Annotated in this window: 13 protein-coding genes; 4 read left to right on the forward strand and 9 right to left on the reverse strand. The window is 72.9% G+C overall.

The window, feature by feature from the left end:
• From EV190_RS16385 to EV190_RS16395, 3 genes are all read right to left on the reverse strand, one after another.
• Window positions 1–561 carry an RNA 2'-phosphotransferase gene (locus EV190_RS16385; RefSeq protein WP_133742449.1) on the reverse strand — a complete coding sequence of 187 codons (561 nt, stop codon included), beginning with the start codon at window positions 559–561 and terminating at the stop codon, window positions 1–3.
• 167 nt (window positions 562–728) lie between these two features.
• Complete coding sequence (locus EV190_RS16390; protein WP_133742450.1) at window positions 729–1,553, reverse strand: neutral zinc metallopeptidase; 825 nt, start codon at window positions 1,551–1,553, stop codon at window positions 729–731.
• 599 nt (window positions 1,554–2,152) lie between these two features.
• Window positions 2,153–2,941: a TetR/AcrR family transcriptional regulator gene (locus EV190_RS16395; RefSeq protein ID WP_243742613.1), complete on the reverse strand. Its 789-nt coding sequence runs from the start codon at window positions 2,939–2,941 to the stop codon at window positions 2,153–2,155.
• Window positions 2,942–3,085: 144 nt separating this feature from the next.
• Here EV190_RS16395 and EV190_RS16400 point away from each other — a divergent pair, with 144 nt between their 5' ends.
• On the forward strand, window positions 3,086–5,347 hold the full coding sequence (locus tag EV190_RS16400) for an MMPL family transporter (protein ID WP_133742451.1): 2,262 nt from the start codon (window positions 3,086–3,088) through the stop codon (window positions 5,345–5,347).
• Between the two features lie 72 nt (window positions 5,348–5,419).
• Here the strand turns inward: EV190_RS16400 and EV190_RS16405 are convergent, their stop codons facing one another.
• Window positions 5,420–7,513: a 3-hydroxyacyl-CoA dehydrogenase NAD-binding domain-containing protein gene (locus EV190_RS16405; RefSeq protein WP_133742452.1), complete on the reverse strand. Its 2,094-nt coding sequence runs from the start codon at window positions 7,511–7,513 to the stop codon at window positions 5,420–5,422.
• Complete coding sequence (locus EV190_RS16410; RefSeq protein ID WP_133742453.1) at window positions 7,510–8,712, reverse strand: thiolase family protein; 1,203 nt, start codon at window positions 8,710–8,712, stop codon at window positions 7,510–7,512. The genes EV190_RS16405 and EV190_RS16410 overlap by 4 nt, the downstream gene beginning before the upstream one ends.
• A 243-nt stretch (window positions 8,713–8,955) precedes the next feature.
• On the opposite strand from EV190_RS16410, the gene EV190_RS16415 reads away from it, so the two are divergent.
• Window positions 8,956–10,740: an ABC transporter ATP-binding protein gene (locus EV190_RS16415; protein ID WP_133742454.1), complete on the forward strand. Its 1,785-nt coding sequence runs from the start codon at window positions 8,956–8,958 to the stop codon at window positions 10,738–10,740.
• 132 nt (window positions 10,741–10,872) lie between these two features.
• Here the strand turns inward: EV190_RS16415 and EV190_RS16420 are convergent, their stop codons facing one another.
• The 3 genes from EV190_RS16420 to EV190_RS16430 form a co-directional block, all read right to left on the reverse strand.
• Window positions 10,873–11,751: a tetratricopeptide repeat protein gene (locus EV190_RS16420; protein WP_208113209.1), complete on the reverse strand. Its 879-nt coding sequence runs from the start codon at window positions 11,749–11,751 to the stop codon at window positions 10,873–10,875.
• A gap of 192 nt (window positions 11,752–11,943) precedes the next feature.
• The gene (locus EV190_RS16425; protein ID WP_133742455.1) at window positions 11,944–13,212 is read right to left on the reverse strand and encodes an HRDC domain-containing protein; all 1,269 of its coding nucleotides are present in this window, start codon (window positions 13,210–13,212) and stop codon (window positions 11,944–11,946) included.
• A 93-nt stretch (window positions 13,213–13,305) separates the two neighbouring features.
• Entirely contained in the window at window positions 13,306–13,890 is a 585-nt protein-coding gene (locus tag EV190_RS16430; RefSeq protein WP_133742456.1) for a DUF3000 domain-containing protein, read from the reverse strand.
• Window positions 13,891–14,114: 224 nt separating this feature from the next.
• Between EV190_RS16430 and hemE the strand changes: the two genes are divergently transcribed.
• Entirely contained in the window at window positions 14,115–15,083 is a 969-nt protein-coding gene (gene hemE / locus EV190_RS16435; protein ID WP_243742614.1) for a uroporphyrinogen decarboxylase, read from the forward strand.
• Window positions 15,084–15,177: 94 nt separating this feature from the next.
• On the opposite strand, the gene EV190_RS16440 is transcribed toward hemE, so the two are convergent.
• Entirely contained in the window at window positions 15,178–16,029 is an 852-nt protein-coding gene (locus EV190_RS16440; RefSeq protein ID WP_166655482.1) for a DUF4349 domain-containing protein, read from the reverse strand.
• A 232-nt stretch (window positions 16,030–16,261) separates the two neighbouring features.
• Here EV190_RS16440 and hemG point away from each other — a divergent pair, with 232 nt between their 5' ends.
• Window positions 16,262–17,704 (forward strand): protoporphyrinogen oxidase, encoded by a 1,443-nt coding sequence (hemG, locus tag EV190_RS16445; protein WP_133742459.1) that lies wholly within the window; start codon window positions 16,262–16,264, stop codon window positions 17,702–17,704.
• The last annotated feature ends 45 nt before the right edge of the window (window positions 17,705–17,749 follow it).

Here is a 17,749-nt window from a genome sequence, read left to right on the forward strand (position 1 = left end):
TCAGCCCGCGCGGTCCGGGAAGTACCCCAGGTACCGCGCGGGCACCCCGGCGACCAGCCACACGCCGTTGCCCGACAGCCGGAAGACGTACCCGTTGGCGTGCATGGGCCCGGCGGCGACGGTGAGCACGACCGGGGCGCCGCGCCTGGCCCCCACCCGGCGGGCCGTCACCGCGTCGGGGGACAGGCGCACGTGGTGCCGGGACATCGGCCGCAGGCCCCGCGCGTCGATGGCGGGAAGGAAGCGCCCGACCGTGCCGTGGTGGAGCACGTCCGGGGGCACGCTCGGGGGCGGCGCCAGGTCCACCTCGACCGTGTGGCCCTGCTGGGCCCGGATCCGGCGGCCATCGGGGCTGAAGGCGAACCGCTTCTCGTCGTCGCGACGCACGACCTCCTCCAGTTGGGCCCGGGTGATGCGCCGTCCGGCGGCCCGGCACCCCGACAGGAGCGCGTCGACCTCGGCCCAGCCCTCCGGGTCCAGGACCGTACCGGCCCGCTCCGGCTCGTGTCGCAGCACGCGGGCCAGGAACCTGGACCGGCGTACCAGCTCTCGTTCGCTCATGGGGGTGACGATGCCCCGGCGCGAGCCGTGCGGCCATCGGTTTTCCGGTGTCCCCGGTGTCCGTTCTTCTCGCTGGTCCCGACCCTTCCGGGGCCTCGGAGGCGGCCGAGGCCCCCGGAGAGGTCAGGACCGGCGGGGAGACCACCGAGGGCCCCGGACGCGGGGCACTAGCGTGTCAGGCTGCTGTCGGCGCCGAAGGTGTTGCAGCCCTGGAGGGTGTCGCCGCGCGCGCCCTCGTAGAACCAGTGCACCCGGTTGTCGGTGCTGCCGTGCGAGTCGCTGTCACCGCTGTCGCCGTTGAAGTTCTGGTTGACGAACGTCACGTCGCCCGCGCCATGGCCCTCGACCCCGGCGATGCCGACCCCGGCGAAGCACTCGGCCTGGAGCTCGATCTGCCGGCCCACCGCCAGCTCCTCGCTCTCGGTGTCCGCGTCGGCCTCCAGGGAGTAGGCCGCGTCGAGGAGGCCCGCCTCGCCCTGGACGTGGTGCCCGTACTCGTGGGCGAGCAGGGCGAACCAGATCCGCTCGTCCTCCATGTTCGGGTACGGCAGCAGCTGCTTCACGCTCGGCACGAGGACGGTGATGCTCAGGTCGTGCTCCATGTAGTAGGCGAGCGTGACCCCCTCCTCCGCGGACTCGCCGCGCAGGTCGCGCGGAAGCTCGTCCTTGACCACGTAGTGCGGCTCCTCCGGCCGCAGCCCCATCTCCCGGAGCCGGGGCAGCCACATGTCGTTCAGGCAGGGGCCCACCGCGTCGGTGAAGGTCTCCCACTCGGACGCCGAGGAGGCGTCGAAGGCGGGGATGTCGCAGGGGATCTGTGCGGGCGCGGCCAGGTCGTACATCGGGTGGGTGTCGGCCCCGACCTCGATGCCCTCGGCGGCCTGGAACCAGCTGTCGTCGTACAGGACGTCCCGGTCCGGCTTGCCCGACGCGGGGCCGCCGCCCTGCAGGTTGAGGGCCACCAGCGCCACGCACAGCCCCAGCGCGACCATCGCGACGAACGCCGAACTGCCCGCGGTGAGCCAGACGCCCGCCGCGGTCGCGCGTCTGGACGGCCGCGCGGGCGGGGGCTGGGGGGGTCCCCACGCCCAGGTCTGCGTGGTGGCGGGGTGCGTGCCGTAGTAGGGCTGCTGTCTGTGGGGCGGGCCCGGGGGGAGGAGGGGCGGGTTCGGTCCGTGCGCGCCCGCCCCGTGGGGAGCGCTCCGAGGGTGGGCGGGCCGCGGCCCGGGACCGCCCGTTCGCGCGATCGGAGCCGGTCCGGTCGGGAACGCGGTCGTCACGGGACCGGTGACCGGTGCGGCAGGAGGGGCGGCGGGCGCCGGTCCGGCCTGGGCGGGGGGTTCGGGCGGCGCGGCCGGTCGCCGGTCGGGAGCAGGCGCGGACGGGGTCCCGTGGGTGCTCTCGCGAGGTGTGGTCGGGGCGGGGGGGACCGGTTCCTGAGCGGGGTCCCTTTCACCACCGCGGGGCATGTCCAAAACGGGGTCCTTCGCTCTGTGAAGACGTCATCGGGGGTGATCAACTCTATTCGGACATGCCGCCTGCGCGGGGTGTGGATCGCACCGGTCCGACTGTGGATGAGACGTCTCGCCGGCTATGTCCGGTTCCCCTCCGCGGGTGGCCGGTAGCGGACGCCGACCGATTCCAGCACGTCCCGCAGTTCCGCCTCGAAGAGGGGCTCCATGTCGTCCATGGCGAACGCCATGTGCTGGAAGACCTCCATGCAGACGAGTCCGTACAGCCGGACCCAGCAGGCGGTGAGCACGCGCAGCGCGCCGTCGGCGGCGTTCTCGGAGGTGTACCCGGTGGCCTCGGCGAACGCCCGGAGCTGGCAGCTCAGCGCGCGGGGGATGCCGTCCGCGTCGGGCAGCGGGAAGCGCCCCTCCCCGAGCAGCCGGTCGAACAGGGCGAAGAACGTCGCGGCGAAGCGCCTGCCCGCCTCCATCGCCGCGTCCTCGTGCGGGGATCCGGGGTGGCGGGGGTCGGCCGGACCGAACATCAGGGTGAACTCGGCGCGGTTGGCCAGCGCCCAGAACCGGAAGGCGCGCAGCGACACCAGGACCCGGCCGTCCACGTCGTCCTCGGGCACCCCCTCGTTCGCGGCGGTGACGTACGCGCCCAGCTCGGCGAAGAGGTCCGCCTCAAGCGACAGCAGAAGGTCGTCGAGGCTCGCGAAGTAGCGGTAGAGGCCGGGGGCGGTCATGCCCATCTCCCGCGCGATCGCGCGCAGTGAGACCCCGCCGGAGCCCTGGGCGACGAGGCGGCGGCGCGCGGCCGCCTTGATCTCGGCGAGTGTGGCCTCGCGCACACGCTCGCGCCGGGACAGCGGCGCGGCCTCCGGGCGTGCCTCGTTGAGCTGTGCTGATGTCGCCTCTTTCGACACTGATGTTCCTTACCGGGTGGTCGAGGCCGTCTCGGTCGTCCTTGACACTTGTGAGCACTGTACGCTTCAGTAAACGTCGTTTACTGATATTAACGCCATTTACTTATAATTCATCCGACTGGCACTAGAGAGAAGGGCGCGTCCATGTTCTCTGCGCTCGGAAGGTTCGCGTACCGCGGCCGGGTCTGGGTGCTCCTGGCCACGGGAGCGTTCGTCGTGTTCGCCGCCGTGTGGGGCACCGGTCTGTTCGGCGCGGTCATCGACGGGGGGTTCGAGGACCCCGCCGCAGAGTCGACGAGGGCCGCGGAGGCGATCCAGGAGAACCTGGGACACGACGGTGTGGACGTCGTCGCCGTCTACCGCAGCGACGAGATCCAGGTCGATAATCCCACGTTCGCGCGCGAGGTCCAGCGGGTCGTCGACGACCTGCCCGACGAGTACGTCGCGTCGGCCACCAGCTACCTGGACGAGGGGCTCGGTGACATCGAGCGCGGCGTCCTGATCTCCGAGGACCGGCACGCCGTGTACGTGCCCATCACCCTGGAGGGCGAGGACAAGGCGGAGCGGATGGACTCCTTCCACGCCATCGCCGACGACCTCGACGCGGGGCCGCTGGACACCCACCTGGGCGGCCCGGTCCCGATCGAGAGCGAGCTGTCCGAGCAGGCCGAGGCGGACGTCGTGCGCGCCGAGCTGATCTCGCTGCCGCTGCTGCTCCTGCTGCTCGTCGTCATCTTCGGCGGCGTGGTCGCCGCCCTGATGCCGCTGGCCGTCGGCGGACTGGCGATCATGGGGTCGCTGACCCTGCTGCGCGGGCTCACCTACGTCACGGACGTCTCGGTGTTCGCCGTCAACATCGCCACCATCCTGGGTCTGGGCCTGGCCATCGACTACGGCCTGTTCATGGTCAGCCGCTTCCGCGAGGAGACGCACCGCACCGGGGACGCCGCCGCCGCGGTCCCCGCCACCCTGGCCACCGCGGGACGCACCGTCGCCTTCTCCGGCGTCACCGTCATGATCGCCTTCGCCGGGCTGCTGTTCTTCCCGCAGCCGATCCTGCGCTCGATCGGCCTGGGCGGCATCGCGGTCGTGCTGTTCGACCTGATCGCCGCCCTCGTCGTGCTGCCCGCCCTGCTCGCCGTCATCGGCCGCCGGGTGGACGCGCTGCGCCTGCCCTCCCTCGGCGACGAGGGCTGGCTGCTGGGCTACCTCGTGGGCCGCGTCCGGCGCCGGCTCCGCCCCGGGGACTCGGTGGTCACCGCCGAGCGGGGCGTCGCCGCGCGCACCGGCCGGTGGTCCCGCCTGGCGCACAGCGTCATGCGCCGCCCCGTGCTGTACCTGGTCGCGGTCGGCGCGGTGCTCGTCGCGTTCGCGTCGGCGCTCGGCTCGTACCAGGTCGGCTCGACCGACCAGCGCTACCTGCCCGACTCCTCGGACAGCCGGATCGCCACCGAGATGCTGAGGGAGGACTTCCCCGCCGGCGGCGTCGGCCAGATCGACGTCGTGGTCACCGGACCGGTCGCGGAGGAGGACCTCGCCGGGTTCGCCGACGACCTCGGCGCCCTGGAGGGCGCGGAAGGCGGTCAGGTCGTGCGCGCCGAAGGCGAGACCGCGCACCTGACCGTCGCCTACGAGGGCGAGATCGACGACGAGTCGACCACGGACCTGGTCCGCGAGGTGCGCGCCGCCGACACGCCGCCCGACGCCGACGAGGTGCTGGTCGGCGGCGCGGCCGCGCAGCAGCTCGACAGCGTCGAGGCGATCCTGGCCGCCATGCCCTGGACGCTGCTGTTCGTCGCGCTGAGCACCCTGGTCCTGCTGTTCCTGGCGTTCGGCTCGGTCGTGCTGCCGGTCAAGGCGATCGTGATGGGCTTCCTGTCCCTGGGCGCGTCGCTGGGCGTGGTCGTCTGGGGCTTCCAGGAGGGCCACCTGGCCGGCGTGCTGGGCTTCGACGTGGTCGGCACCATGGACCCCACCTACCTGGTGCTGATCATCATCGTCGCCTTCGGCCTCGCCATGGACTACGAGCTGTTCCTGCTCAGCCGGGTGCGCGAGGAGTACCTGATCACCGGCGACAACACCCACTCCGTGGCCGTGGGCCTGCAGCGCACCGGCCAGATCATCACCAGCGCCGCGCTGCTGCTGGTCGTGGTGCTGGCCGCGATGGGCTCCTCCGACCTGCTGTTCCTCAAGATCATGGGCATCGGCCTGGCGCTGGCGGTCGTCGTGGACGCCACCCTGGTGCGCGCCCTGCTGGTCCCCGCCACGATGCGCCTGCTCGGCGGCCTCAACTGGTGGCTGCCGCGCCCGCTGCGCTGGCTGCACGACCGCATCGGCATCAGCGAGAGCGAGGAGGCCCCCGAGCCGCGGCGCGCGCAGGAGGCCGAGCCGGTCCGGGCGGGCTGAGCCGGAGGACGGGCGGGGCCGGGCGGAATCCTCCTCGGAGGAGTCCGCCCGGCCCTGTTCTTCTCCCCGGCCCTAGAGCGCCTTGAGCCCGTCCGGGTGGAAGCGGGCCCCGTTGACCTTCTCGGCCACGCCCGAGCGGTCCAGGTACGGGGTGATGCCGCCCAGGTGGAACGGCCAGCCCGCGCCGGTGATGAGGCACAGGTCGATGTCGGCGGCCTCGGCCACGACGCCCTCGTCCAGCATCAGCCTGATCTCCCGGGCCAGCGCCTCCAGGGCGCGGTTCAGGATCTCGGGCTCGGCGGACGGCCGGTCGCCACCGGTGAAGAACGCCCTGACCTCGGGGTCGATGGAGAGGTCCGGGGCGTAGACCGCGTTCTTCCCGGCCGCCACCATGGCCCTGAGCTGCTCGGAAACCCCGAACCGGTCGGGGAAGGCGGCGTTGAGCGTCTCGGCCACGTGCAGCGCCACGGCCGGGCCGACCAGCTGGAGCAGCAGCAGCGGGGACATCGGCAGCCCCAGCGGGGCCACCGCGCGATCGGCGGCCTCGGGCTCGGTGCCCTCCTCGACCGCGGCCAGGACCTCGCCCATGAACAGGGTGAGCAGCCGGTTGACCACGAACGCGGGAGCGTCCTTGACCAGAACCGCGGACTTCTTCAGGCCCTTGGCGGTGACGAAGGCGGTGGCCAGCGCGGCGTCGTCGGTCCGCTCGCCCCGGACGACCTCCAGCAGCGGCAGCACCGCGACCGGGTTGAAGAAGTGGAAGCCGACCAGGCGTTCGGGGTGCGCGAGGTCGGCGCCCATCTCGGTGATGGACAGCGACGAGGTGTTGGTGGCCAGCACGGCCTCGGGGGAGACGTGCTTCTCGACCTCGGCGAAGACCGACTTCTTGACCGACATCTCCTCGAAGACGGCCTCGATCACGAAGTCGGCGTCGGTGAACGCCTCGTACGACAGCGATCCGGTGACCAGGCTCCTGAGCCGGTTGGCCTTGTCGCCGCTGACGCGCCCCTTGGCCAGCAGCTTGTCGACCTCGCCGTGCACGTAGCCCACACCGCGGTCCAGCCGCGCCTGGTCCAGGTCGGTCATGACCACCGGCACGCCCAGGCGGCGGGCGAACAGCAGCGCGAGCTGCCCGGCCATCAGGCCCGCGCCCACGACGCCGACCTTGGTGACCTTGCGGGCCAGCGACTTGTCCGGGGCGCCCTTGGGGCGGCGGGCGCGCTTCTGGGACAGGTCGAAGGCGTACAGTCCGGCCTTGAGCTCGTCGCTCGCGATCAGGTCGGCCAGCGCCTCGTCCTCGGCGGCGAAGCCCTCCTCGCGGGTGCGGTCCTTGGCCGCGGCGACCAGGTCCAGCGCGCGCACCGGGGCGGGGGCCGCGCCGTGCAGCTTGCCCTCCACGATCCAGCGCGCGTTGGCCACGGCCTGGTCCCAGGCCTCGCCCCTGTCCACCGCGGTCCGCTCGACCCTGACGTCGCCGTTGACGACCCGGGCGGCCCAGCGCAGCGACTCCTCGACGAAGTCGGCGGGCTCGAACATCGCGTCGGCGATGCCCATCTCCAGGACCTGCGGCCCCTTGATGGTCCTGTTCTGGGCCAGCGGGTTGTCGATGATCAGCTTGAGGGCCTTCTCGGCGCCGATCAGGTGGGGCAGCAGGTAGGTGCCGCCCCAGCCCGGTACCAGGCCGAGGAACGTCTCGGGCAGGGCGAACGCCGGGACGCCCGAGGAGACGGTGCGGTAGCGGCAGTGCAGCGCCACCTCGACGCCGCCGCCCATGGCGGCGCCGTTGACGAACGCGAAGGTCGGCACGTCGATCTCGCCGAGCCTGCGGAACACGTCGTGGCCGAGCCTGCCGATGGCGTGCGCCTGCTCGCGGGTCCGCACCCGGGGCACGCCGTTGAGGTCGGCGCCCACCGCGAAGACGAACGGCTTGCCGGTGACCGCCACGGCGACGATGTCGGTCCGCGCGGCGGCGGCGTCGATCGCCTCGCCCAGGCTCAGCAGCCCGCCGGGGCCGAAGGTGTTGGGCTTGGTGTGGTCGTGGCCGTTGTCCAGGGTGATCAGGACGGCCGTCCCCGCGCCGTAGGGGAGTTCGACGTCGCGGGAGAGCGCCCTGGTGACGACCTCGTCGCCGAACAGTTCCCGTGTCTGCTCGATCGCGCTGCTCACTTGGCGTTCCCCTCCCAGTTGGTGTTCTCCCACAGCACGGTCCCGCCCATGCCGAGCCCCACGCACATGGTGGTCAGCCCGTAGCGGACCTCGGGGTGGTCGGCGAACAGGCGCGAGAGCTGCGTCATCAGGCGCACGCCCGAGGAGGCGAGCGGGTGGCCCAGCGCGATCGCGCCGCCCCACGGGTTGACGCGCGCGTCGTCGTCGGCGATGCCGAAGTGCTCCAGGAAGGCCAGCACCTGAACGGCGAAGGCCTCGTTGATCTCGATCAGGCCGATGTCGTCCATGGCCAGGCCGTTGCGGTCGAGCAGCTTCTCGGTGGCCGGGACCGGGCCGACGCCCATGACCTCGGGTTCCACACCCGCGAAGGAGAAGTCCACCAGGCGCATCCGGGCGTCCAGGCCAAGTTCGGCGGCCACGTCCTCGGCGGCCAGGATCGCGCCGGTCGCACCGTCGTTGAGGCCCGCGGCGTTGCCCGGGGTCACGTTGCCGTGCGGGCGGAACGGGGTCTTGAGAGCGGCCAGGCCCTCCATGGTGGTGCCGGGGCGCGGCGGCTCGTCCGCGGTGGCCAGCCCGTAGCCCTGCTCGGCGGAGCGGACCAGCACCTCGACCAGGTCGGGCTGGATCCTGCCGTCGGCGTAGGCCTTGGCGACCTTCTCCTGGCTTCGCACCGAGTAGGCGTCGGCGCGCTCCTTGGTGATGGAGGGGAAGCGGTCGTGCAGGTTCTCGGCGGTGTTCCCCATGACCAGGGCGGACACGTCCACCAGCCGCTCGGAGAGGAAGCGCGGGTTGGGGTCCACCCCCTCGCCCATGGGGTGGCGGCCCATGTGCTCGACGCCTCCGGCGATGACGACGTCGTAGGCGCCGAAGGCGATTCCGGCGCCGCTGGTGGTGACCGCGGTCATCGCGCCCGCGCACATCCGGTCGATGGCGTAGCCGGGGACGCTGCGGGGCAGCCCGGCGAGGATGGCGGCGCTGCGGCCGATGGTCAGCCCCTGGTCGCCGATCTGGGTGGTGGCGGCGATGGCGACCTCGTCGACTCGCTCAGGGGGCAGTGCGGGGTTGCGGCGCAGCAGTTCGCGGATGACCCGGACAACCAGGTCGTCGGCGCGGGTCTCGGCGTAGAGGCCCTTTCCGGCCTTGCCGAACGGAGTGCGCACCCCGTCGACGAATACGACGTCGCGGGCAGTTCGCGGCACGATTGCCCCTCCTTCTACACGGATGGCGGACTTGCTGACCCATATGCTACTCGCCGGTAACTAGTGCCGCGAGCCCCGGGGCGCACGTTCTTCCGGCGGGCCCGGCCGGACTGTCAGGCGGATGTCAGCGGGGGTGTCGAGAGTGGTCCCAGTGGCGGGGGCGGGCGCGGCGCGTCAATCGACGTTGACAACCGGCCCGGTTGTGTGTCAACTTTTGTTGACGAGTGGAGTGAAGGGGAGAACATGACGGAGCAGTACGACGTCCACGCGGACCGGGCCGGGGACGAGGGGGCGCCCAAAGCGTCCATGCGGCGCCTCTGGGACTACGCGCGCCCGCACGCCCGGTCACTCGTGCTGGGCGGAGGACTCGCCCTCGTCGGCGGGCTCACCGACCTGGCCCAGCCGCTGGTCGCCAAGATGGTCATCGACGCCCTGGGCGAGGGGGGATCGCTGACGAGGCCGCTGATGCTCCTGGGCGGCCTCATCATCGTCGGCGCGCTGGTCGCGGCGTCGGGGGCGTTCGTCCTGGAGCGCACCGCCCAGAGCGTCGTCCTGTCCGCCCGCCGGAGCCTGGTGGGGCGGCTGCTGCGCCTGCGGGTCGCCGAGGTGGACCGGCTCAAACCCGGTGACCTGATCTCCCGCGTCACCGGCGACACCACACTGCTGCGGACGGTGGCCACCAGCAGCGTCGTCGACGCCCTCAGCAACTCCCTCCTGCTCGTGGGGGGAATCGTGCTGATGGCGGTGATGGACCTGGTCCTGTTCGGCGTCACCTTCGGGGTGCTCGTCGTCGTGGGGCTCGTGATGGCCGCGGTGCTGCCCCGCATCAACAGGGCGACCGTCGCGGGGCAGGCCGCGGTCGGCGAGATGGGATCGCTCCTGGAACGGGTCTTCGGGGCCTTCCGCACGGTCAAGGCCAGTGGCGCCGAGCGGGCCGAGAGCGCCAGGGTGGACGCCGCCGCGGAGGAGGCCTGGCGCAAGGGCGTCGCCGTCGCGGGATGGGGCGCGTTCGCCGGCACCCTGTCCTGGCTCTCCGTCAACGTCGCCTTCCTGACCGTGCTGGGCGTGGGCGGGGCGCGGGTCGCGTCCGGGGAACTGGAGGTGTCCTCGCTGATCGCCTTCCTGCTGATGCTCTTCTACCTGATGGGCCCGATCAGCATCCTGATCAACGCGGCCACCCAGATCCAGAGCGGCCTGGCCGCCATCCACCGCATCGACGAGATCGACTCCCTCGGGAGCGAGGACCTGGACGAGCGGGCGGAGGCGCCCGCCGTGCTCGCGGCCGGGGGACCGGCGACGGTGTCGTTCACCGACGTGGCCTTCCGCTACGCCCCGGACCTGCCATTCGTGCACCACGGGGTCACCTTCGAGGCCTCCGGCGGGCTGACCGCGCTGGTCGGGCCCTCCGGCGCGGGCAAGACCACGGTCTTCTCCCTGCTGGAGCGGTTCTACGACCCGACCGGCGGAACGGTCCGGATCGACGGCACCGACGTTCGGGAGTGGCCGCTGGCGGTCCTGCGCGGCACGATCGGCTACGTCGAGCAGGACGCGCCGGTCCTGGACGGCACACTACGCGAGAACCTGCTGATGGCCGCCCCGCACGCGGGCGAGGACGACCTGGCCGGGGTGGTGCGCCGGGCCAGGCTCGAAACGCTGGTGGAGCGCCTGCCCGAGGGGCTGGACAGCAGGATCGGGCACCGCGGCACCACCATCTCGGGAGGGGAGCGCCAGCGGGTGGCGATCGCCAGGGCCCTGCTACGACGCCCGCGCCTGCTCCTGCTGGACGAGGCGACGTCCCAGTTGGACGCGCACAACGAGAACGCGCTCAAGCAGGTGATGCTGGACGCCGCGAGCGAGACCAGTGTGATCGTGGTGGCACACCGGCTCTCCACGGTGACCAGCGCGGACCGGATCGTGGTCATGGACGCGGGCCGGGTGCGGACGGTCGGCACCCACGAGGAACTGGTCGCGGCGGACGAGCTCTACCGCGACCTGGCCGCCTCGCAGCTCCTGGCCGCTGACTCCTGACCCGCGGCCCTTCGCACGGTGTAGTCCGGTATTCCTGACGTCACCGCCCTGGAACCCGTGGTTCCAGGGCGGTGACGTCAAGATCTTCAGTATGGAGTCTCCGCCGGAGGCTCCCCGGAAAGCCGTGAACGGCTAGTACAGCGCCGCGGCCTCCTTGGGCCTCCCCGCGGCGCGGTAGGCGGCGGCCAGGTCGCGGCGGACCTTCAGGGTGAGCAGGCGCACCTCGGGGTCGCCGACCGCGGCCAGGCAGTCGCGGTAGACGTCCCGCAGGATGCGCACCGCCTCAGCCGCGTGGCCGGCCGCCGCGCAGGCGCGGCCCAGCTGGTGGTGCACGGTCAGCGTCTGGTGATGGCGCGCGCCCAGCCGGCGGCGGCGCTGGGCCAGCACCATCCGGAACTGCGGGCAGGAGTCCTCCGGACGGCCGGCGGACCTCAGGGCCAGGGCCAGGCCGATCCGCAGGGACTCGGACTCGCCCGGCGACCCGTCCGGGGAGTCGGCGAGGGCGCGCTCGTAGTGCGCGATCGCCGCGTCGAACCGGCCGGTGCGCCGGTACGCCAGGGCCAGGTGCGCGCGGGCGCCCACCGTGTCGGCGGCGCGCGCGCCCAGCTGGTCGGAGCGCTGCCGCACCAGGCGCTCCCAGTGGCTCGCGGCCTCGTCGAACCGGGCGGTGTCCTCGTAGCACCAGGCCAGGTTCTCCCGGATCACGTCGGTCTGGGCGTGCTCCTCGCCCAGTGCCTTCACCGCGTCGTCCAGAGCCTGCTCGAACTGCGCGATGGCCGCGCCGCGCAGACCGATCTCCGAGTACTTGCTGGCCAGGTTGTTGCGGGCGGCGATGGTGCGCGGGTGGTCGGAACCACAGTTCACGACGTGGTCCTCGAGGACGCGCGCCAGGGCCGCGGCCCGCTCCGCGGGACTGGCGCCGATCGTCTCCCAGGGGGATTCGGGCCGCGCCGAGGCGAAGCCGGTGGTGCGCAGCACCAAGTGCCACGCCGCTGTCAGGGCGGTCGCCACACGACCGCCACCAGTCGCACGAATGCTGCGGTTCCGCGTCAAGGCCAACACGATTCCATAACATATCCGGCTTGCGTGAGTGGGGGGGATGGGCGGACGGGGTGGCGGATGTGAGACCCGCCACTCCGTATCCGGAGGAGGTTTGGGACCGTTCGCGTTCAGTGTCGGCTTTTTGTCCACCCCGCGCAACCGTCAGCGCGCGGCCGCCCGGAGCGCCTTCGCCAGCTCCCGCGCGGTCAACCCGACCTGCCACTCGCGGGCGTGGTGCTCGCGCAGGTGCTCGGCCACCGAGTCGGCGTCCACCGCCCTGGGCGGGGTCCACGCCAGGCGGCGCACCGCGTCCGGTTGGAGCAGGTTCTCCGGCGGCATCACCACCCGTTCGGCGATCGTGCTCACCGTGGCGCGGGCGGCCTCCAGGCGGCGGGCGGCCGCGGGGTCGCGGTCGGACCACCGGTTGGTGGGGGGCGGGCCGTCGCCCGGGGCGCTGGGCTGGGGCAGCTCGGCGGGGCTCATGTCCCGGGCCTTGTTGACCGCCTTGATCCACAGCGGCACGTAGCGGCGCGCCAGCCGGATGCTGAACCCCTTGATCGCGGCCAGGTCCGGGGCGGTGCGCGGCATCGCCAGCGCCGCGTCCACCATCGCGGAGTCCTGCAGGACCCGGCCCGGCGAGATGTCGCGCTCGCGGGCGATCCGGTCGCGTTCCAGCCACAGCTCGCGGACCACGCCGAGGCCGCGCTGGTTGCGCACCCGGTGGATCCCGGACGTGCGTCGCCACGGGTCCGGGCGCGGCTCCTTCGGCGGCGCGGTGAGCACCGCCGCGAACTCCTCGCGGGCCCAGTCGAGCTTGGCGCTCTCGGCCAGCTCGACCTCCAGGGCGTCGCGCAGCTCCACCAGGACCTCCACGTCCAGGGCGGCGTAGCGCAGCCAGTCCTCGGGCAGGGGCCGGGTCGACCAGTCCACCGCGGAGTGCTCCTTCGCCAGGCGCAGCCCCAGCACCCGCTCCACCATCGCGCCCAGGCCCACCCGCTGGTAGCCCAGCAGCCGCCCGGCGAGCTCGGTGTCGAACAGCAGGGCGGGGCGCAGGTTCACCTCGCCCAGGCACGGCAGGTCCTGGTGTGCCGCGTGCAGCACCATCTCGGCGTCCTCGATCGCCGCGCCGAGGCCGCCCAGCTCGGGACAGGCGATCGGATCGATCAGCGCGGACCCCGCCCCGGCGCGGCGCAGCTGCACCAGGTAGGCGCGCTGACCGTAGCGGTATCCCGACGCGCGTTCGGCGTCGACCGCGACCGGACCGGTGCCGCCCGCGAACGCCGCGGCCACGCGCGCCAGCCCGCTCTTGTCGGAGACGACTGGTGGAAGCCCGTCGCGGGGCTCGCTCAGAAGGGGGGCCGTCTCGGCCTCGTGGCCCTTGGACGCTTCGGGTTCGGGGTCTCCGGTCTTGGAGTTCAGCACGTTCGCCACAACACTACGGTATGTGGTTTCCGCCGCCTCCTTGTGCTCGGCGTCGACGGGATCCACCGGCGCAGCGCGCGCGGACCGCCCGGACCGCGTCGGTCAGGAGTCCTGGCGGCCGCGCCGGGAGATGTCGGACACATCGACAGGGGGCAGTCCGGCGGCGGTGGAGAGCAGGTCGAGCCAGGCCGCCATGTGCGCGGACAGGTCGTCCTCCTCGGTGGGAGTCCAGGACGCGCGCATCTCCAGCTCGGTCGTGGTGGGCTCCTCGGCCTTGCGGCCGAAGCCCTCGGTGGTGGCGCGGGTGACCGTCCCGCTCAGCGTGTGGTGCCCGGCGGGACCGGACTCCAGCGCGTCGGTCAGCCAGCTCCAGGCGACCTGGCCGAGAAGGGGGTCCCCGGACATGTCCGGTTCCAGCTCGGCGCTCACGTAGGCCACGACCCGGAACGGTCCGGGCCAGTCGCGGGTGCCGTCGGGGTCGTACAGGACGATCAGCCGCCCGAAGGCGGCGTCCTCGTCGCCGTTGGCGTGCACGCTCGCCGAGAACGCCGCCGAGTAGGGCGCGAGCCGCTGCGGGGCGGGGATGTTCTCCAGCACGATCTCGGGCCGCACCGCCTGGGCGCGCAGACTCGCGACCGCCCGCGTGAACACGGGAGGGGCGTCATCGGCCCTACTGCGAGGGGGCATGATGGTTGAGTCAGCCTTAATCTTGGTCACCGGAGAGGGGCACCCCACGACGGTGGCACGATTCACGCCCGAGCCCGGGGAGCTTTTCCGGCGTGTCGGCGTTTTGTGATGATCTTGGGATGTGAGGCCCACCCGCCGCGGGGTCATGGCACGATCGAAGAGTGACGCTTCAAGACTCTCCTTTCCTCCGGGCGTGCAAACGGCTGCCGGTGAAGCACACTCCGGTGTGGTTCATGCGTCAGGCGGGCCGTTCCCTGCCCGAGTACCGCAAACTCCGCGAGGGCGTGGCGATGCTCGACGCCTGCGCCCGGCCGGACATGATCGCCGAGATCACGATGCAGCCGGTGCGCCGCTACGGCGTCGACGCCGCGATCTTCTTCAGCGACATCATGGTTCCACTCAAGGCCATCGGCGTCGACCTGGACATCAAGCCCGGCATCGGTCCGGTCATGGCCGAGCCGATCCGCGACCTCGCCGGGGTCCGGACGCTGCGCGGCCTCGAACCCGCGGACCTCCCGTACGTGAGCGAGGCCATCGGCGGCCTCGTCGGCGAACTCGGCGACCGCCCGCTCATCGGCTTCGCCGGGGGGCCCTTCACCCTCGCCTCCTACCTGGTCGAGGGCGGGCCGTCCAAGAACCACGAGCACACCAAGGCCCTGATGTACGGCGAGCCCGACGTGTGGGCCGAGCTCATGCAGCGCCTCTCCGCCATCACGCTGGAGTTCCTGCGCGTGCAGGTCGCCGCGGGCGCCAGCGCCGTGCAGCTCTTCGACTCCTGGGTCGGCGCGCTCAGCGCGGAGGACTACCGCGCCAGCGTGCTGCCCTACACCTCGTGGATCTTCGACCAGCTGAGCGGGCTCGACGTTCCGCGCATCCACTTCGGCGTCGGGACCGGCGAGCTGCTGAGCCTGCTCAGCGAGGCCGGTCCCGACGTGGTCGGCGTGGACTGGCGGGTCCCCCTGGACAAGGCCGTGCAGCGCGTCCAACCGGGCACCGCCCTGCAGGGCAACCTCGACCCCGCCACCCTGTTCGCCCCCTGGAGCGTCGTCGCCGAACGCGCCGACGACATCCTGAAGCGCGCCGAGGCCGCCGAGGGGCACGTGTTCAACCTGGGGCACGGGGTGCTGCCGAACACCGATCCGGCGATGCTGGAGCGGTTGGTGGAGTACGTGCACGAGAAGACCGCCCGCTGACCCCCGCCCGCGGTGCTCCCCCCGCTGATCTTGACCTTCTCGCGGTGTCAACCGCCTCCGAGACCCCGAAAGGCCAAGATCAGCGAGAGGGGGGTCAGGTCCCCAGGTCGTCGGCCACCGGTTCGGCGGGTCGGGGAGCCCCATGGGCCGCGGCTTCGCGGCGGGCGCGGGAGCGGCGGACCAGCCAGACGGCCGGCGCGGCCGCCAGCGCGAACACGGCCAGGAACGGCAGCAGCCAGGCGAAGGCCACGACCAGCACGTCCACCACGGCCGTCAGCGCGCGCCAGCCCGAGGCCAGTCCGCCGAGGAAGCCGGGGGAGTCGTCGTCGGACGGGGGCACCACCGAGGAGGGCAGCGCCAGGGACAGGTCCACGGTGCCGTACGCGGTCGACTCGGCCAGCACCCGCTGGCGGGCCTGCAGCGCCTCCAGGTCGGCCTGGCGGGTGCTCAGCTGGCCCTCGATCTCGAGGACCTCGTCCACCGTCCCGGCTTCCTCCAGCAGGTCCCGCAACCGCCCCAGCGACGCCTCGGCCGAGTCGACCCGGCTGTCGACGTCGGCGACCTCCTCGGTGACGTCCTCGGCGTACCGGTCCAGGCTCTTGCGGTCGCCCAGCGCGGAGAACTCCTCCAGAGCCTGCTCGTAGTGGTCGGAGGGGACCTTCAGGGTCATCCGCATGGTCGGGTTCGCGGAGTCGGTGCTGCTGGCGGACTCCGCGGAGACGTACCCGCCGTTGTCGCGCACCCACTGCTTGGCGTCGGTGGCGGCCGCGTCCAGGTCCTCGACCTGCACCAGCACGGACGCGGTGTGGACCACCGAGCGCTCGGCCGCGTCCAGGTCCGTGCCGGACGGGTCCGGGTACTCGCCGGGGGCGGCCTCCTGTGCGGCTCCGTCCCGCTGGGCGCCGTCAGGGGCGGAGAGGGGGACGGCCCCCGCCTCCTCGCTCATGGGTTCGGCACCGCACCCTGCGAGGACGAGGACCCCGGTCAGGGACACGGCGATCGGTAGTGCTGCGAGTCGGCGTCGTCGCGGACGCCCGGACACGGTGGCGTTCATACCGGTTTCGACGCCCCCCTCCGGACACGGGTTTCGCTCACGGCATAACACGTCGGTCACGGTGCGGAGGCGCGGAAACGGGGGGTGCCGTACGGATCCGGTGACCATCTGCGAAGCTGGCGGCATGGAGACGAAACCACGCGCCGTGGTGGTCGGCGGCGGGGTGTCCGGCCTGACCGCTGCGCACCGGCTCGCCGAGAGCGGACACAGCGTCACCGTCCTGGAGGCCGCCCCGAAGCCCGGCGGGAAGCTCGCCACCGCGACGGTCGCCGGGGTCCCGGCGGACGTCGGCGCCGAAGCGGTCCTGGCCCGCCGCCCCGAGGCGCTCTCCCTGATCGAGGAGCTCGGACTCGGCGACCGGATCACGCACCCCGGGGTCGCGTCCTCGCGGCTGTACAGCCGCGGCGCGCTGCGCGAAATCCCCGCGGACAACATCATGGGCGTGCCCGGCGACCTCGCGGCGCTGGCCCGAAGCGGTGTGCTCTCACCGGCGGGCGTCCTGCGCGCCGCCCGCGACCTCGTCTGGCCCGCCACCCCGGTCCGCGGCGACGTCCCGGTCGCCGCCTACATCGGCGTCCGCATGGGCGCCGAGGTGGTGGACCGCCTCGTGGAGCCGCTCCTGGGCGGCGTGTACGCGGGCCGGGCCGACCGGCTCTCCCTGGACTCGACCCTGCCGCAGATCGCGCCGCTGGCGCGCGGCGAGCGCTCCCTGATGGCCGCGGTGCGCAAGGCCGGGAGGCGCGCCCGGGCGGCCGTCCCCGAGGGCGCGCCGCGCCCTCCCGTCTTCGCCACCCTGCGCGGCGGCCTGGCCGGCCTCGTCGACGCGCTCGCCGCGCGGCCGGCGGTCCGCGTGGAGACCTCGGCGACGGTACGCGAACTGCGCCGGACCGGCCGGGGCTGGAGCCTCGTCGTCGGCCCGGCCGGCGACAGCCGGCGGGTCGACGCGGACGCCGTCGTGCTGGCCTGCCCCGCGCCCGCGGCCGCGCGGCTGCTGCGCGCGGAGGTGCCGCGGGCCGCGACCGAGCTGGACGGGATCGAGTACGCCAGCATGGCCGTGGTGACCCTGGCCTACCGGGCCTCGGCGTTCCCCGCCCCGCCCGCGGGGAGCGGCTTCCTGGTCCCCGCGGTGGAGGACCGCGTCATCAAGGCGGTCACCTTCAGCAGCGTGAAGTGGCCGTGGCTGGCCGAGGAGCTGCGCGCCGTCCACTCCGGAGCCGACATGGTGCTGCTGCGCTGCTCGATCGGCAGGATCGGCGGAGAGGCCGTCCTGCAGCGCTCGGACGAGGAGCTGGCGGCCCTGGCCGCCGCGGACCTGGCCGACATCTGCGGAGTCGCCGGGCCCCCCGTCGACAGCCGTGTCACCCGGTGGGGCGGCGGGCTGCCGCAATACGCTGTGGGGCACGGGGACCGGATAGCCCGGCTGCGCTCGGCGCTGGCCGGGCACGAAGACCTCGCGGTCTGCGGGGCCGCCTACGACGGGGTGGGAGTCCCCGCCTGCGTCGGCGGCGCCGAGGAGGCCGCGCGCCTGATCACCCGAACAACCACTCGACAAAGGAGTCACACGTGAGCACGGGGCACGACAGCAGCACCTCGACCCCCGAGGACCCCAACC

This window comes from Actinorugispora endophytica, from assembly GCF_004363075.1.
GTDB classification, from domain to species: Bacteria; Actinomycetota; Actinomycetes; order Streptosporangiales; family Streptosporangiaceae; genus Actinorugispora; species Actinorugispora endophytica.

Bases quoted from the DNA above. Each gene is read 5' to 3' on its own strand.
- EV190_RS16385 (WP_133742449.1), bottom strand. From the start codon at position 561: ATGAGCGAACGAGAGCTGGTACGCCGGTCCAGGTTCCTGGCCCGCGTG.
- EV190_RS16415 (WP_133742454.1), top strand. From the start codon at position 8,956: ATGACGGAGCAGTACGACGTCCACGCGGACCGGGCCGGGGACGAGGGG.
- EV190_RS16390 (WP_133742450.1), bottom strand. From the start codon at position 1,553: ATGGTCGCGCTGGGGCTGTGCGTGGCGCTGGTGGCCCTCAACCTGCAG.
- EV190_RS16400 (WP_133742451.1), top strand. From the start codon at position 3,086: ATGTTCTCTGCGCTCGGAAGGTTCGCGTACCGCGGCCGGGTCTGGGTG.
- hemG (WP_133742459.1), top strand. From the start codon at position 16,262: ATGGAGACGAAACCACGCGCCGTGGTGGTCGGCGGCGGGGTGTCCGGC.
- EV190_RS16430 (WP_133742456.1), bottom strand. From the start codon at position 13,890: ATGCCCCCTCGCAGTAGGGCCGATGACGCCCCTCCCGTGTTCACGCGG.
- EV190_RS16440 (WP_166655482.1), bottom strand. From the start codon at position 16,029: ATGAGCGAGGAGGCGGGGGCCGTCCCCCTCTCCGCCCCTGACGGCGCC.